At 64.3% G+C, this 15,848-nt stretch carries 11 protein-coding genes; 8 read left to right on the forward strand and 3 right to left on the reverse strand.

Annotated elements, in window-relative coordinates:
• Positions 1-297: 297 nt before the first annotated feature.
• Positions 298-3,054, reverse strand: coding sequence for a cation-translocating P-type ATPase (locus DQ353_RS14060; protein ID WP_113763364.1), 2,757 nt, complete (start codon positions 3,052-3,054; stop codon positions 298-300).
• Positions 3,055-3,279: 225 nt separating this feature from the next.
• On the opposite strand from DQ353_RS14060, the gene DQ353_RS14065 reads away from it, so the two are divergent.
• The 3 genes from DQ353_RS14065 to DQ353_RS14075 all read left to right on the forward strand — a co-directional run bounded on the left by DQ353_RS14065 (position 3,280) and on the right by DQ353_RS14075 (position 7,416).
• Entirely contained in the window at positions 3,280-3,747 is a 468-nt protein-coding gene (locus DQ353_RS14065; protein ID WP_113763365.1) for an Hsp20/alpha crystallin family protein, read from the forward strand.
• Between the two features lie 219 nt (positions 3,748-3,966).
• Positions 3,967-4,437, forward strand: coding sequence for a pyridoxamine 5'-phosphate oxidase family protein (locus DQ353_RS14070; RefSeq protein WP_113763366.1), 471 nt, complete (start codon positions 3,967-3,969; stop codon positions 4,435-4,437).
• 54 nt (positions 4,438-4,491) lie between these two features.
• The gene (locus tag DQ353_RS14075) at positions 4,492-7,416 is read left to right on the forward strand and encodes a glycosyl hydrolase family 65 domain-containing protein (RefSeq protein WP_220094018.1); all 2,925 of its coding nucleotides are present in this window, start codon (positions 4,492-4,494) and stop codon (positions 7,414-7,416) included.
• A 3-nt stretch (positions 7,417-7,419) separates the two neighbouring features.
• On the opposite strand, the gene ppsA is transcribed toward DQ353_RS14075, so the two are convergent.
• Positions 7,420-9,831, reverse strand: coding sequence for a phosphoenolpyruvate synthase (ppsA, locus tag DQ353_RS14080; protein WP_286166825.1), 2,412 nt, complete (start codon positions 9,829-9,831; stop codon positions 7,420-7,422).
• 217 nt (positions 9,832-10,048) lie between these two features.
• On the opposite strand from ppsA, the gene DQ353_RS14085 reads away from it, so the two are divergent.
• Positions 10,049-11,074: a zinc-dependent alcohol dehydrogenase family protein gene (locus DQ353_RS14085; RefSeq protein WP_113763367.1), complete on the forward strand. Its 1,026-nt coding sequence runs from the start codon at positions 10,049-10,051 to the stop codon at positions 11,072-11,074.
• Positions 11,075-11,188: 114 nt separating this feature from the next.
• Complete coding sequence (locus tag DQ353_RS14090; protein WP_113763368.1) at positions 11,189-12,028, forward strand: hypothetical protein; 840 nt, start codon at positions 11,189-11,191, stop codon at positions 12,026-12,028.
• A gap of 309 nt (positions 12,029-12,337) precedes the next feature.
• Here DQ353_RS14090 and DQ353_RS14095 read toward each other — a convergent pair whose 3' ends face one another.
• Positions 12,338-13,060, reverse strand: coding sequence for a VIT1/CCC1 transporter family protein (locus DQ353_RS14095; protein ID WP_113763369.1), 723 nt, complete (start codon positions 13,058-13,060; stop codon positions 12,338-12,340).
• A gap of 457 nt (positions 13,061-13,517) precedes the next feature.
• Here DQ353_RS14095 and DQ353_RS14100 point away from each other — a divergent pair, with 457 nt between their 5' ends.
• The 3 genes from DQ353_RS14100 to DQ353_RS14110 all read left to right on the forward strand — a co-directional run bounded on the left by DQ353_RS14100 (position 13,518) and on the right by DQ353_RS14110 (position 15,848).
• The gene (locus DQ353_RS14100) at positions 13,518-14,186 is read left to right on the forward strand and encodes a response regulator transcription factor (protein ID WP_113763370.1); all 669 of its coding nucleotides are present in this window, start codon (positions 13,518-13,520) and stop codon (positions 14,184-14,186) included.
• Entirely contained in the window at positions 14,183-15,406 is a 1,224-nt protein-coding gene (locus DQ353_RS14105) for a sensor histidine kinase (RefSeq protein WP_146755255.1), read from the forward strand. The genes DQ353_RS14100 and DQ353_RS14105 overlap by 4 nt, the downstream gene beginning before the upstream one ends.
• A 94-nt stretch (positions 15,407-15,500) precedes the next feature.
• The gene (locus DQ353_RS14110) at positions 15,501-15,848 is read left to right on the forward strand and encodes a hypothetical protein (RefSeq protein ID WP_113763372.1); all 348 of its coding nucleotides are present in this window, start codon (positions 15,501-15,503) and stop codon (positions 15,846-15,848) included.

Below are 15,848 nucleotides of genomic sequence, written 5' to 3' on the forward strand. Positions count from 1 at the left end.
GGGAGAAGCCATGCGATCCGGCGATTGCCCGGTTCCAATGCTGGACATCCTGCCATGGCGGTGCATGGGGCACAAGGTCCACGGGCATCCGGGCGTCTCGGCGAGACCACCGGCCACCAGATCCCGCCGTGTTTCCGGTCAAGGGCCCAAATGGCAGCGAAGATGCGCCGCGCCGTCCCCCGCCAACCGGATTGACCTGATCATCGGCATCACACCGATGTCGAACTTGCAGGGCCGGACCCCGTGGATTAGGGGCCTTCCCGCGCAGGGCCTTCCGCGGGGATCTTGCCCCTGCAATCACTCGGCTTGTCGTGAGGTGTGTGTTGCATCGACGCGTCGACGCACGGACTTGAATAGTTCATCGCTGCCCCAGACCAGAAGCGGGAAAGGAAGCAACATCAGAAGTTGCCACCATTCCGGCATCACCGTGCCGAACACCAGGCGCAAGGGGGCAATGACCACCACCGCGGCGCTGAAAGCCAACTCAAAGAAGATTCCTGCCAGCAGCAGGCGGTTGCCGGAGAACCCGATCTTGAAGAGGGAGACGGTCTGAGTGCGTGCCGCCATGGCCGTGCCAACCTGGCAGGCAACAATTCCCAGAAAGGTCATGGTCGTGGCCTGCTGCCAGAGGGTATGCATTTGGCCGCTACCAACGTCTGCGCCGAACGTCCATCCACCGGCGCGGAGCGTCACCAGGAATCCCGCCGTGACCAGGATGGCCGACGTTCCCCCCAGTACCGCCCAGGCCCGTACCAGCATGGGCCCGGTAATGACCTTTTCCGTCCTCGGCCGGGGCGAGCGTTGCATCAGGCCCGGTTCGGGAGCTTCTCGCCCGAGCGCCAAGGCCGGCAACGTTTCGGTGAAGAGGTCGATGGCGAGGATCTGCATAACGGTCAGGGGCAGCGGAATGCTCCCGCCGGAGGTGGCATAGATGAGAAATGGGATCACTTCCGGGGTGGCGTGGGCGAAAATGTACACGATGAACTTGCGCACGTTGTCATACACCCGGCGTCCGGCTTCGACGGCGCTGACGATGGAGGCGAAATCATCGTCCGTGAGAACCATCGTCGCTGCCTCGCGGGCAACATCGGTCCCGGAGCATCCCATGGCAACACCGATGTCGGCCCGGCGCAGCGCCGGCGCGTCATTCACACCGTCCCCGGTCATGGCAACCACATGGCCGAGGTCCTGGAGCGCGTCGGTGATTCGAAGTTTCGCCTCGGGCGAGCTTCGGGCGAAGACCAGTTCGCCACCGGTTTCCAGCAGCTGGTCCAGCTCGGCCTCACTCAATTCGTCCAACTCGGCGCCGCTGATGGTGTCGAGCCCGGCGCCTCCGATCCCGACGTTGCGGGCGATCCCGGCCGCCGTCAGCCCATTGTCCCCGGTGATGACAATCAACCGGATCCCGGCCGAGTGGCACCTCGCCACGGCGTCGAAGACCTGTGGACGAGGCGGGTCCAGCATGGCGGCAAGCCCCAGGAATGTCATGTTCTTTTCCGCCTGCTGCCGCGACATGCCGGAAGCTTCCATCGACGCCAACGGCTTGTCGGCCAGCGCCAGGATTCGCAGCCCCTCGGCCGCCCAGGTGTCGACTACGCTGCCGATCAGCTCGCGGTCTTCGTCGGTCATGGCACGCTCGTGTCCTTCGACGGCAAGGTGCGAGCATAGCGGGAGGATGTCTTCGGGGGCGCCCTTCGAATGCACTTCGGTTGCAGGGCCGATTCGGTCGATCGTGGACATGCGCCGCAGTGCGGGGTCGAAATGGAATTGCCTCAGCTGCACAGCGCCGAGGCTTTCAGCGGTTGTTCCCAGTTCGTCCGCCAGGTGGAGAAGCGCCAGCTCCGTGGGATCGCCCGCTTCCCCGTGCCCGTCGGGGCCCGCAAGCTGCGCGCTGGTACACGTCGCGGCCGAAGCCGCGAACCGTGGCACGGGGGCGCGTTGGGCCCGAACGTTTCCGGCGGCCAGTTCCTGCTCGCCTCCGGTGGTCCAGAACTTGAGGACTTGCATGCGGTTCATGGTCAAGGTGCCCGTCTTGTCCGTACAAATCACGCTCGTTGACCCCAGCGTCTCCACGGCGGAGATCCGTTTTACCAGGGCTCCGCGCCGGGCCAGCGACCGCACACCCACGGCGAGCGCCAAGGTGATGGTCGGCAGCAGTCCTTCCGGAACATTGGCAACCAGAAGACCAATCGAGAAATTGAGTGCGTCTCCAAACGACAGTCCACCCAGAAGCGTTCCCAGCGGAATGAAGGCGAGACCCATCGCCACGGCAACAATTGCAATCAGCCGCGCCATGTGTGCAACCTGCTTTTCCAACGGGCTTGGTTCGTGCCCCATGCTCTGGGTGAGGGCAGCGATTCGCCCCATTTCGGTGCGCATTCCCGTCGCATAGACCACCGCGGTTGCTTCGCCACCGGTGCAGGAACTGCCGCTGAAGACTACATCCTGTGCCTGGAGCAGGGGCACGCCCTGCACCCCCACCGGGTCGGCGCTCCTGACCACCGGCAGTGATTCGCCGGTCAGTGTGGACACATCCATTTCCAGGGACCCGGAAAGCAGGCGGCAATCCGCCGAGACCTGGTCGCCTTCCCTGATGACGATGACATCTCCTGGAACGAGACTGGTTGCGTCAACCAACACTTCGCTTCCTTCACGCCTGACCCTGGCCTGGGCGGGCAGGTATGCGGACAATGCTTCAACCGCATGCTCCGCATGCCGTTCCTGGAAGAAGGCGAAGAGCGCATTCAAAACGATTACCGCAACAATCGCCACGGACAAGGCGGCGCTTCCTGCTGCAAACGCCAGCCCCGCGGCGACCCACAACAACAGGGCCAAAGGATGAATGAATTGTCTGCCCAACTCGCGCGGCCACTGGCTCCGGCCCCGCTTGGTCAGCTCGTTGCGGCCGAAAACGATCAGGCGCCGTTCGGATTCCCTCGCCGAAAGGCCTTCCGGACGCCCGCGCAGATCGCGCAACAGCCGCTCAAGGGGCTCTTGGGGGTTGAGGCCCTCCGAGGTTGCGCTCGAGATTGCGTCCGGGCTATAGAAGTCCATGTCATCTTGTCCATCGCTGGAGGTCGCGAACCATCTCGGGGCCGGCACATCGCGCTGTCAGGCAAGCGAGGCGGATTGTTCCCAAGCCTCTTCATGATTGCAGCGCCGCCGAACGGAGGGAAGGGGCTTTCGGCTCTATTCCCCTCAGCCGGTGCAGGATCTACTGGAACTGCCCCGCCCCGCCTTAGCATGCGGAGCCACACCCCCCCCCACAGGAGAAATGACATGACTGAGATCTTGAGCTGGTCCCCACTGGATGCAGCACGCTGGGCAGCTCCCTTCGACCTGTTCACGAAGTCGCCTTTCGGTGTCCTGGACACCTTTCAGCGGCTGTTCGACGGTGGCACCGAGAACGCCGCCATCCGCGTCGAAGAAACCATCAAGGACAACACGTTGGTGGTCCGTGCCGAACTCCCTGGCGTGGATCCGGACCGCGACATCGATGTGTCCATTGCCGACGGGGTCCTGAACATCAGCGCCAGGCGCGAGCAGAAGACCGAATCCAAGACGGAGAACAGCTATCGTTCCGAGTTCCACTATGGTTCGTTGCAGAGGAGGATTGCTCTCCCCGGGGGAGTCACCGAGGACGACATCAAGGCCAGCTACAAGGACGGCATCCTGGAAATCCAGGCAACGCTTCCTGAAGAGCAAGCACCTGCCGCCCCTGCAAAGGTGGCGATCACCCGGGAGTAGCCATCCCCGTCCCGCCCATAACATCCTTGAGTGGATCCCCAACCGTTCTTGATTGGGGATCCACCCTTGCATCGGCCAAGATGCTGGTTTCTGGTGCTTCGGCCCCGGGCCGAGGGCGCGCTCCGGGGTCGGTGCCTCCAACACGATATCCCGGGAGCGGCAGATGTCCGGGCCTTCGTGCCCTGTTCCCCCGGCAGGCATCCCCGTACGATCATTCCCATGAGAGAGAACTCCTTGGTTCCAAAGACAGAAATCCTCACCGCAGGGCAGTGCTGGAAGCTCCTTTCCGAGACGTCAGTCGGGCGGCTGGCCGTGTCCACGGACGGCGCTCCCGACGTCTTTCCCGTGAACTACAAGGTCGATGGGGAATCGCTCCTGTTCAGGACCGGTGGCGGCAGCAAGTTCACCGACATCAAGAACGACGCGCGCGTCGCCCTTGAAGCCGATTCCGTCAGCGGTGAATCCGGACGGGCCTGGAGCGTGGTCATCAGGGGCCGGGTGGAAATCTCCACCTCGCCGGATCCCATTCTGGAGACCGTCGGCCGTGGACTGTTTCCGTGGCAAGGCATCGGCAAGGACCACCTCGTGCGGATCCTTCCGGAGAAAGTGACCGGAAGGCGCTTCACCCTGGAACCGTCCACGACGTGGAAAGTTCCCTTGGACGAGGCGACACGCGCGGGGCTTGAATAAGGGCATCTGGATCCGCCGGGCCCTGCAGCGAACAACGCCCGGGACAAGGACGCAATGAAACTCGAGAATCTCCCCACGGCGCGTGGCAGAACCGGTCCGGGAGGAATGTTCGACGCAGTGCTCCTCGACCTGGATGGCCTGCGCATGGCTTCTCCCCTGCGTCCCCTGCTGCGGCAACTGCATGCGGACGGTGTACACACTGCGGCGGTCACCACAAGCCGGAACGGCCGCCTCTGGTTGCGGGTCGCGGGAATCGAACCACTGGTCACGGTGGTGGTGGACGGAGCGGATGGCGCACGGATCTCGTTGCCCGCGGCACCTGACCCCGCCATGTTCCTGGAGGCCGCTCGCCGGATGCGAACCCACCCGGCGGCCATCGTGGTCTTGGGCAGTTCACCTGCCGGAATCAGGGCAGCAACGGCAGGAGGGTTCGGCTTGGTCATCGGCATCGAGGTCCCGGGCAACGGCGAGCCCCCGCGCGCCATCGATGCCGATATCGAGCTCGCTACGCTTTCCGGCCTCGACTTGGCTGGCATCGGCGCCCCCGAAACCGCAATTGCCCAGCCTCGCCTCCTGACCGGCCCCGATGCCTGGACCCTGGCCAGCCACGGATTCGACCCGGCGCATGAAGGATTAAGGGAGTCCTTGTTCACACTCGGAAACGGATACTGGGCCACACGTGGTTCTCAGCCAGGGGCCACGAACGACGGGGTCCACTATCCCGGAACCTACTTTGCAGGGATCTACAACAGGCTTGTGACCGTGGTGGATTCCGTTCCGAGGGAGGACGAACACCTGGTCAATGCCCCCGACTGGACGTACCTGACGGTTGCGCGAACGGGAGCACCCGCCTACAGCGCGCGTTCTGCCTTCTTGCAGGAGCACTCCCAGCGGTTGGACCTTCGTCGCGGACTTTTCGAAGTGGACGACAACTACGCCGATGGCGAGGGCAGGACCACGGCCGTTTCGTCGCGGCGTCTCCAGTCACAAGCCGACCCTCGGCTCGCCGCCATGGAAACCAGAATCGTGGCGGGGAACTGGTCCGGAAGCATCAGCATCCTTTCGGCCATCAACACATCCGTCACCAACGGCAACGCAACCGTCGACTCCATGCTCGCCAAGACGCATCTGCAGCCGGCCAGAGCAGTCCCGGCGGGCCCGGACACCGTCATCGTGGACGTCCAAACGAATCAATCCGGGCTTGCGATCGCCATGGCCGCACGCACCCGGGTTTTCGACCAGAACGGAGGACCCGTCGTCCACAGCTCGCGGTTCGTGTCCGTCGATGGATTGTCCGGCATCGAAATAACCTGCATGCTTACGGCCGGTGAACCGATCATCATCGAGAAGACGGTGGCGGCATCGACGTCGCGCGACAGCGCCATCTCCAGGCCGTCATTGGACGCCGCCGCGCGACTGGAGCGGGCTCCGGATTTTGCAGCCCTGTTGGCCAGGCACACGCACGCCTGGGGTGCCCTGTGGTCCCGCTTTGGCGTGAAGCTTCCTGCCGAGACACCTGCGGCCCTTGCCATGAACCTGAACACCTTCCATGTTCTCCAGTCCGTGCCGGTCAATGCCGAAATCGATGCCGGGATTCCCGCCCGCGGATTGCATGGCGAGGGATACCGGGGCCATATCTTCTGGGATGAAATGTTCGTCTATCCCATGCTCACCCTTCGGCGTCCGGAGCTCACCCGCCAATTGCTGATGTACCGCTACCGGAGGCTGGACCAGGCTCGGGCAGCGGCCACGGCAGCAGGCTACGGGGGTGCCATGTTTCCGTGGCAGAGCGGCAGCAGCGGCAGGGAGGAGACCCCCAACCAGCTGTTCAATATCCTCGACGGCAGGTGGATGCCCGACCATTCCCACCTTCAGGTCCATGTGGGGCTCGCCGTCGCATACAGCGTCTGGCAGTATTACCAGGTGACGGCCGACGACGGTTTCCTGGCCAGGTACGGGGCGGAGATCCTGGCGGAGGTCTCCCGGTACTTTGTCTCGCGCGCAAGCTACGACCAGAGCTCGGACCGGTTCGACATAGCCGGTGTCATGGGCCCCGACGAATTCCATGACGCCTACCCGGACAGCGTGGAGTTGGGCATCAGGAACAACACCTACACAAACGTCCTGGCTTCGTGGGTTCTTGCCCGGACCGCGGACGCACTGAAGATCGTCAAATCGCTGGACCTCCAAGATGCGGCGGCACCCTGGCTACCCGGCCAGGAAGAAATGCGGCACTGGTGCCACGTGGGCCAACGCTTGCGCCTGCATTTCCATGCCGACGGCATCATCAGCCAGTTCGACGGTTATGAGGATCTCTCCGAATTCGACTGGGAAACCTATCGGGCCAAGTACGGCAACATCGGGCGTCTGGACCTGATTCTGCAAGCCGAGGCGGACACCACCAACCGCTACCAGATCTCCAAGCAGGCGGATGTCCTGATGCTGTTCTACCTGTTTTCGGCCGAGGAGCTACGCTCGCTGTTCGAACATCTCGGCTACGCGCTGCCTCCCGAGTTGGTCCGTCGCACCGTGGGCTACTTCCTGGCACGCACCAGCCACGGATCAACGCTCAGCAGGCTGGCACACAGTTGGGTCCTGGCCCGCAGCGACAGGGAGAAGTCGTGGTCGCTCTTCAGCCAGGCGCTGGAATGCGACATGTCCGACGCCCAGGGAGGCACGACACGCGAGGGGGTGCATCTGGGTGCGATGGCCGGAACCGTGGACATGGCGATCCGCTGCTACGGGGGCGTGGAAACACGCCAAGACGAACTGCGGATTCACCCCAGGCTGCCCGCGGAGTTGCCACGCATCGCGTTCCAGATCAGTTACCGCGGACAGCCCATCGACATCGAGCTGGACCATGACCGCGCGGTCCTGCGCCTGCATCCAGGCTCGGCGCGGCCCATCCACGTCCACGTGGAGGGGATCCGCAAGACTCTCCATCCCGGTGCGGTGTTCGAGACCCCGCTTCGCAAGTAGGCCTCAGGGCGAGACCTCTGGCCGAACACCGCCAGCGGCCTCGGCCGCCGCAATGACGGGCACCGTGCGCAAGAAGCTGTCCGGGTTCAGCGAGATGGAGTCGATCCCTTCATTCACCAGGAACTGCGCAAAGTCCGGGTGGTTGCTCGGACCCTGGCCGCAAATCCCTATCCGGATTCCGGCGGCGTGTGCCTTGTCGATGGCCTCGCCGATCATCGATTCGACCGCGGCGTCACGTTCGTCGAACAAGGTCGAAAGTTCCGCCGAATCCCGGTCAACGCCAAGCACCAGCTGGGTCAGGTCGTTGGACCCGATCGAGAATCCGTCGAACCTGGAGGCGAATTGCCCGGCAAGAACGACATTCGATGGAACCTCGCACATCATGTAGACCTTGAGTCCGTCCGTGCCCCGGACCAGCCCGTTCTCACCCATGACGGCCAGCACCCGATCGGCCTCGTCCAGCGTCCGGCAAAAGGGGACCATGACGATGACGTTCGAGAATCCGCAATGCCCCCGCAACCGGACGATGGCCTTGCATTCAAGCTCAAACCCGGCGCGATAGCGTTCATCGTAGTAGCGCGATGCCCCGCGGAAACCAAGCATGGGGTTGGCTTCTTCTTTCTCAAACCATGCACCTCCGACCAAGTTGGCGTATTCATTGGTCTTGAAATCGCTGAAGCGCACGATGGCCGGTGCCGGGTGGAATGGTGCGGCGAGCTTGGCCAATCCACGCGCGAGCGTCTGCACGAAGTAGTCGGCCGGGTCGGCATAGCCCTTGGCCATGTCCTCGATCTCGTCCCGAGCCGCGGCGTCGGCCACCCGCTCGGGGAAGGCCACCGCCATCGGGTGGACACGGACCATGTCGTTGATGACGAATTCCATCCGTGCCAGCCCCACTCCCCGGGCGGGCAGGCGCCACCACTTGAAGGCCGTCGACGGGTTTGCCATGTTCACCATGAGGGCGGTGCGTGTGGTTGGCAATTCGCCGAGATCGGTGTCTTCCGCAGTGCTTGCAAGCAGGCCTTCGTAGACGTTGCCCTTGTCCCCCTCCGCGCAGGAAACGGTCACCTCCTCCCCCTCCGTGATCACGCGCGTGCCGTTGGAGGTTCCCACCACAGCCACGATTCCCAGCTCCCGTCCCACAATGGCTGCGTGGCTGGTGGCCCCTCCCTTGTCCGTCACGATGGCGCTGGCCCGCTTCATCACGGGCACCCAGTCCGGGTCGGTTTGCTCAGTGACCAGCACCGCCCCGTTGATGAAGTCCCCGATGTCCGCCGCGTCCTTGATGATGCAAGCCCGTCCCGAGGCAATGGCTTCGCCCACCGCGGCCCCCGTCGCCAGCAGGGGTCCCTGCTCGGTCAACCGGTGCACCCGCATGAGAGTGCCGCTCTTGCGCGCCTGCACCGTCTCCGGCCGGGCCTGGACAATGAACAGTTCCCCGGTGATCCCGTCCTTGGCCCACTCCATGTCCATGGGCCCTCCATAGTGCTTCTCGATCCGCACGGCCCACCGACCCAGTTGAACGATGTCCGCGTCGTCCAAGACAAAGGAGCCCCTTTCGGCTTCCGTGGTGTCCGCCATCAGCGTTCCGCTGCCGCCGCCGGGGGCATAAACCAGCTTGCGCAGCTTGGAGCCACGGGTCTTTTCGATGATCGGCGAACATTGGAGATCGGCAAGCAACGGCTTGAAAACGCAGTACCTGTCGGGGTTCACGGTGCCCTGCACCACCGTTTCACCCAGCCCCCAATTGGCGCTGATGACCGCGGCCCGGGGAAACCCCGTTTCGGTATCCAGCGAGAACATGACGCCGGAAGCCCCCACATCGGACCTGACCATGAGCTGGACTCCGACGGACAAGGCAACGTCCAGCTGCCCAAAGCCCATGATGTCCCGATAGCTGATCGCCCGGTCGGTGAACAGGGAGGCATAGGCCCGTCGGCAGGCGTCAAGCAGAGCCGGTTCGCCCCTGACGTTGAGAAAGCTTTCCTGCTGGCCGGCGAAGCTTGCCTCCGGGAGGTCTTCGGCCGTTGCACTGCTGCGGACCGCCACGGCCGGGTCTGCTTCGCCGGTGCGCGCGGCAAGGTCCCGGTAGAAACGACGGATCCGGTCTGTGATTTCAGCGGGGAATTCACCGGCAAGCACCAACTCCCGGATCGCGGACCCCGCCCGGCGCCAGGTGAGGTTTCCGGATTCCCGCTCCGCCAGGATCCCGGCGATCCTCGGTTCCAGGCCGTTGGCTGCAACGTACTTCCGGTAGGCGGACGCCGTCAGCGCAAAACCGTCCGGAACTCCCACACCCTCGGTGAGAAGCGAGCCGATCAACTCCCCCAACGACGCGTTCTTTCCGCCCACGACGGGCACATCCGCCCGGCCCACATCCCCCAGCCACAGCACGTTCTCGTTCATCGCTTCCATCATTTCTTCCTTGTTGGCTCCCGAGTCCACATTCCTCTATGAAGTCAACTCCGCGGACGCGGGGTCGGCTAGGGGATTAAGGCACTGGACCGCCTGCCGAGCGCGGCAATCCGGCACTCACCGCTTTCCCGGGCCCCGCGTAGGACCTTGTGCCCTAGCCCCGCGGACCCCGGACCGCCAAGATCGTTGGTATCCCGGGGGCGGAAAGGATGAACTCGTGCTTGCTTGGTGGGTCAATGAGCCTGGAGCTGCGGCCTCGCGCCCGATGGTCATGGGTGAACGACCAGAGCCGATACCCGGCCCGGGGGAATTGCTGCTGGAGGTCAGCGTGTGCGGCGTCTGCCGCACCGACCTGCACCTTGCGGAGGGGGATCTGGCCCCGCGGCATCGGCAGGTGGTGCCCGGGCACGAAGTGGTGGGCTTGGTCCGGGAACTGGGGCCCGGGTGCACGTTGTTCAGCCCTGGCGACCGGGTCGGCATTCCATGGCTGGGGAAGACCTGCGGCTCCTGCCGGTTCTGTCGCAGCGGGAGGGAGAACCTCTGTCTTTTCCCGACATTCACCGGTTGGGACAGGGATGGGGGCTATGCAGAGCTTGTCACCGTTTCGGAGGCATTTGCCTACCGGATCCCGGAGATCTTCACCGACGAGCAGGCAGCTCCCCTCTTGTGTTCGGGAATCATCGGGTATCGCGCGCTCAAGCGCGCTGAGCTTCCACCCGGGGGCCGCTTGGGGATCTACGGGTTTGGCGGTTCCGCACATTTGACCGCCCAGATGGCACGCCATGCCGGTGCATCCGTATACGTCATGACGCGGTCGGAGGCCGCCCGCTCACTCGCGCGAAGCCTCGGCGCGGACTTTGTCGGGGGACCGTCCGATATCCCTCCGGAGCCACTGGATTCAGCCATCCTGTTTGCCCAGGCCGGGGACCTGGTCCCGGTGGCCCTGCGCGCCCTGGACCGCGGGGGGACCCTCGCGGTGGCCGGCATCCATCTTTCCGACATCCCGCCGCTGGATTACCAATCCGACCTTTTCCAGGAACGCCAGCTGCGCAGCGTCACGGCCAATACCAGGGCGGACGGCCAGGAGTTCCTGTCCCTGGCCGCCCAAATACCGTTGCAGCCGACCACCGCCATGTATCCGTTCTCGGCCGCCGACGTGGCCTTGGAGGACTTGGCCGCGGACCGGGTCAACGGGGCGGCGGTACTGCGCATCGGTGGGGACGCCGCCACGCCCGCCACCTGATGCACCAGCCGCCGAAGGCGGCTCGTGGCCCGAATTCCCACACGCACGGCGTAACTCGATCCAGTTCCCGCCGCCTCTTCCCCGCGAATCTGCGGGCCTTTCAAAGGAACCTTCATGATGGAGCACTCGAAACATGTCGAATCCGGCAATACTGTCCCGGGCAGGGAACGGCCGGGGGCTTCGGCCGAAGAAACCGACGTTGACTACGCGCGGCAGATGGACACCCGCCTGGGATTCTGGGCAGCGGTGATGACGGCTGCCTTCTCGGCGGTGGCCCTCGCTGTGGCCGTCACGACCCCGCCCCGTTCGGGTCCGTACTGCAGGTCAGGGTGCATTTCATACCCTTTTACCGACGTCGCCGAATACGTCCCGCGTGATTACCTGTGGATGTACCCCGCCATTTTGGGTGCCATCGCGTTTGTCGTGTTGGCCGCATCCGTCCACTCCTCGGCGCCGGACCGGTGGAAAGGATGGACTCTTGCCGGAACATCCCTGGCGGTGGTCGCGGCCGGTGCGCTGGTGATCGACTACGGCTTGCAGCTGTCGGTGGTGCAACCCAGCCTGCTCGCCGGTGAAACCTCCGATCTGTCGCTGTTGTCCCAATACAACCCGCACGGGATCTTCATCGGTCTCGAGAACCTCGGATATGCGATGCTGGCCCTGGCCGCGGTGTTCCTTGGCGTGCCTTTGGCCAACACCGCGCTGAAGGCGGCGCCGGCCGCCGGCCGGGTCCTTTTCCTTGGCGGGGTCTTGGCCTTGGGCCTACTGGCGTTTCTTGGATTCCTCTACCAAGAACAGCTGGAGTATCGCTTTGAGGTGTTGGGCCTTCTGGTTATGGACTTGGTGCTTGTTGTTTCCGGGGCGTTGCTGGCTGTCGCGTTCTTCAGACCGAGGCCAATGCCTTACGAACGCCGCGACTGGCGAGGGCACCACGGCAAGGTGGTGCCCTCGTAGTGAGGTTGCGAGGAGCCGCGCCCGAGAGGAGCCTCCGGGGAACGAACAGGCATCTGGCAGTCCGTGATGGATTTCGGGGCGCCGGCGGCGCTTGGCCGCCACTGCCGCCGAAACACCCACACATCGAGATGTGGGAACCAGGACCCTCGGATTTTCCTCCGCAATCCCAGACACGGCTGCTTTGGAGGGCTGGAAGCCGGGAGGTTTCACGGAAGCACCACCTTGCATGGGTGACTGGTGAAGAAGTGCTTCCGAAGGCAGCCCGCACGCCTCGTCCCGGAGCAGGCGCCTGGGAATCCGGTGGGTCCGCTAGACGATTCCACTGGCTCCGAGCAAGGTACCGACCAGATATGTGGCCGCAAGGGCGAGTGCTCCACCCACGACCAGGCGAACGGCAGCAACACGCTTGGAGCTTCCTCCGATGTAGGCGCTGAGCATTCCCGCCAGGCCCAGGGCGACCAAGACGGCAACAAACGTCACCGGCACGCGCAACCCCGCAGGAGGCAACAAGATGGCGAGCATCGGCAGCACGGCACCCACCACAAAGGCGGCCGCCGAGGCATACGCCGCATGCCACGGATTGACGACTTCGGTTTCGTCGATGTTCAGCTCCGCCGAGAGATGGGCGGCCAGGGCATCATGTTCGGTCAGTTCCTCGGCCACCAGTGCGGCGGTGCCCCGGCTCAGGCCCTTGGCTTCGTATATTCCCGCCAGTTCAACCAGTTCGGCTTCGGGGTCTTCGGCCAGTTCCCGACGTTCCTTCTCGATCAACGCGTGTTGGCTATCGCGCTGGCTGCTCACGGAAACATATTCGCCCAGGGCCATGGAAATCGCGCCGCCGACGACAGCGGCCATGCCCGCCACCAGGATCGGGGCCGGATCGTTGGTGACTCCGGCGACGCCGACAACCGTCGCGGCCACGGAAACTATTCCGTCGTTGGCACCGAGAACCCCGGCTCGAAGCCAATTCAGGCGCTCAGCGAAATTCGCGTCGTGTGGCTCATTGGGGTGGGTACTGGTCTTGTCGATCATGCCATCAGCTAACCACACGGGGACCCGCGCAACCACCACCGCCGGAACAGCCGTAACGCGGCAGGACCGGCCAACGCGTCCAGCCATGTCGATGGGCCGGCGATGCATCGGTGGTTCTGTGCCCCGCGCGGGTTCGGAGTGCCTGGAACACCGGTATGGTGCATCGCACCGCATCGCGATCACTGCCATGTCCAAACGCGAAGTGCCGAGATGGTGCTGCGGGGCGGTGTGTTCCTTGCACAACGAGGGAATCCACCCGCGGAAGTTCGCACATGGTCCGCCCAAGGGCGCGGGAAGGACGGATCTCCTCCGGCGCGGCGGCGACATTGCGCTTCGCCGGCATGACAGCGGTTGTGCCTGGGCAGGAATGGCAGCATGGCATGTTTGGCCACATCGAGGGGCCACGAAGTAACGCGGTCCGGTAGCCAGGGCGGCCCCGGACCATATACTTCAGAACATGGCCGAAGAACACAGTGTACTGGTGGTGGAGGACGACTCCGCGCTTGCCTCCATGCTGAAGGAACTCCTCGAGGGGGAAGGCTACGACGTCGTGGTGGCAGCCGACGGACAACGTGCCCTCCACCAGGGACTCACCCGGGACTTCGATGTGATGGTCATGGATCGAGGCCTTCCGGGGCTCGAGGGGCTTGAGGTGTTGGAGCGATTGCGCCGGAAGGGGATCTCCACTCCTGCGCTGGTTCTCTCCGCGCTGGGCAACCCCGCGGACAGGGTCGAGGGCTTGGACCGAGGAGCCGAAGACTACATGGGCAAGCCGTTCGACCTCGACGAGTTGCTGGCCCGCATTCGATCCCTCATCAGACGCCATGCAGACACCTCGGCCATGCTTCGCATACCCGGCGGGGTCCTTGACGTCGGCAGCAGGACCGCGACGGTCGACGGCACCGGACGGGTGGTCCTCTCCGAAAGGGAGTGCGATTTCCTGGAGCACCTGGCCCGCCGGCCCCAGCAGGTGTTCACCAGGGCAGGGCTCTTGGAATCGATCTTCTCCGATGCGGACGAGGGCGGCGTGGTCGACACCTATGTGCACTATCTGCGCAAGAAACTGGGCCGTTCCTGCATTCGGACGGTACGCGGGCTGGGATATGTGTTGGGACCCCCGGGGTGAATACGCGCGATGTGGCCGAACTTCGTCGCGCAGCTATCCGCTTGTCCGTGCAATTCACGGCCCTGACGGTGGTCTTGTTGGTCGTCATGGGGGCTCTGCTGTATTCCATCGTTGCGGCAGGCACCGTCGAATCCACGACCAGGGCCCTGGAGGATGCGAGCCGGATCGATTCACCCCGCGATGCCCCCTTGGGAGTATTCGTTTCGTTCCTGGACAACCAGGGGGTTGTCAGCCCACGTGTCATGCCGCGGGGTCTGCCCGACAACGCTGCGATGGCCCGGGTGGCAGAAACCGGGGTCGAGGAACGTGAGGGCTTTTCCGCCGGGGGGCGGACGTACGAGGTTCTTACGACCTTGCACGGGGACCGGGTTGTCCAGGCGGCGGTGGACACCCACGAGGGCCGGGAGTCGCTGGACCGCTTGGCGTGGGCAATGGCGGTTGCCATTGCCGCGGCGACGGTGCTGGCCGTCGCCGCATCGGCGTGGATGGCCAGGCGTGCCATGCTCCCCTTGTCCGAAAGCCTGGCCCTGCAGCGACGCTTTGTAGCCGATGCCAGCCATGAACTTCGGACTCCACTGACATTGCTGAGCACCCGGGCGCAACTGCTGCGCAGGAAGCTTTCAGGGCCTGAATCGGATTTGTCCCGTGACGCCGTATCCGCCGAGGTGTCCCGTCTTGTCGAGGACTCGAAGCTGCTCACCGCCATCCTGGACGACTTGCTCATTTCGACCGATCCCCGGGAGAACACCGCGCAAACGGCAGTCGATCTGGTCGCGCTCGCGGCCAATGCCGTGGAATTGGCGGCACCGCAGGCATCGCAACGCAATATCGGTCTTCACATGGATGATTTCGACGGTTCCGTGACCGTGGAGGGTTCGCCCGTGGCGCTCCAGCGCATTCTGACCTCGCTGATTTCAAACGCGTTGGACCATGCCCGGACGGTTGTCGGTGTCGCTGTCGAAATCAGGGGCAATGACGCCCGCATCGTCGTTTCCGACGACGGACCCGGATTCGCCCCGGGAACCGAGAAACGCGCCTTTGAGCGGTTCTCCTCGGCACGCCCCGGCTCCTCCGATGCGGATGCCACTCGCCACTACGGACTCGGGCTGGCCTTGGCGGCCGAGATCGCAGCCCACCACCACGGCAAGATCCTGATCGAACCGGCACAGCGCGGCCGGGGCGCGGCAGTTGTCGCGGTCCTGCCCTTGGCAAGGACCTGACGGGAAATTCCCATCCCGTCTAAGAAACCGCAAAGAATCCGTGTGGATGATGGTGAGAAGAACTTCACCAACAGCCAAGGGACAGGAGCAGGCCATGGCCACTCGAATCGGCGGAAAACAGACGGCAGCACGCATCACCGCGGTCGTTGCAGCAGGTGGGATTGCGGCGGCGGGGCTCGGGTTTGTGGCCTTGCAGAAGGCTCCGACGAGTGCCGCCGCCACCCCGGTTTCCAGTCTCAGCCAGGATTCCGAGACGCCGCAAGTCCGTGGTTCAAGCCAGGACGACGACGCTTCGCAGACTCCAGACGCCGCCAGGAACGATGAACCGTCGGCGACCACCCGCGTCAAGAAGACCATCGTTCGCCAACAGACCAATTCGGCCGCGAGCCCCGTCAGCCCGGGCAACGGCGGTTCCACCAGCGGCAAATCCTCGGGGTCCTGA

This window comes from Arthrobacter sp. AQ5-05, from assembly GCF_003287975.1.
GTDB lineage: Bacteria > Actinomycetota > Actinomycetes > Actinomycetales > Micrococcaceae > Paeniglutamicibacter.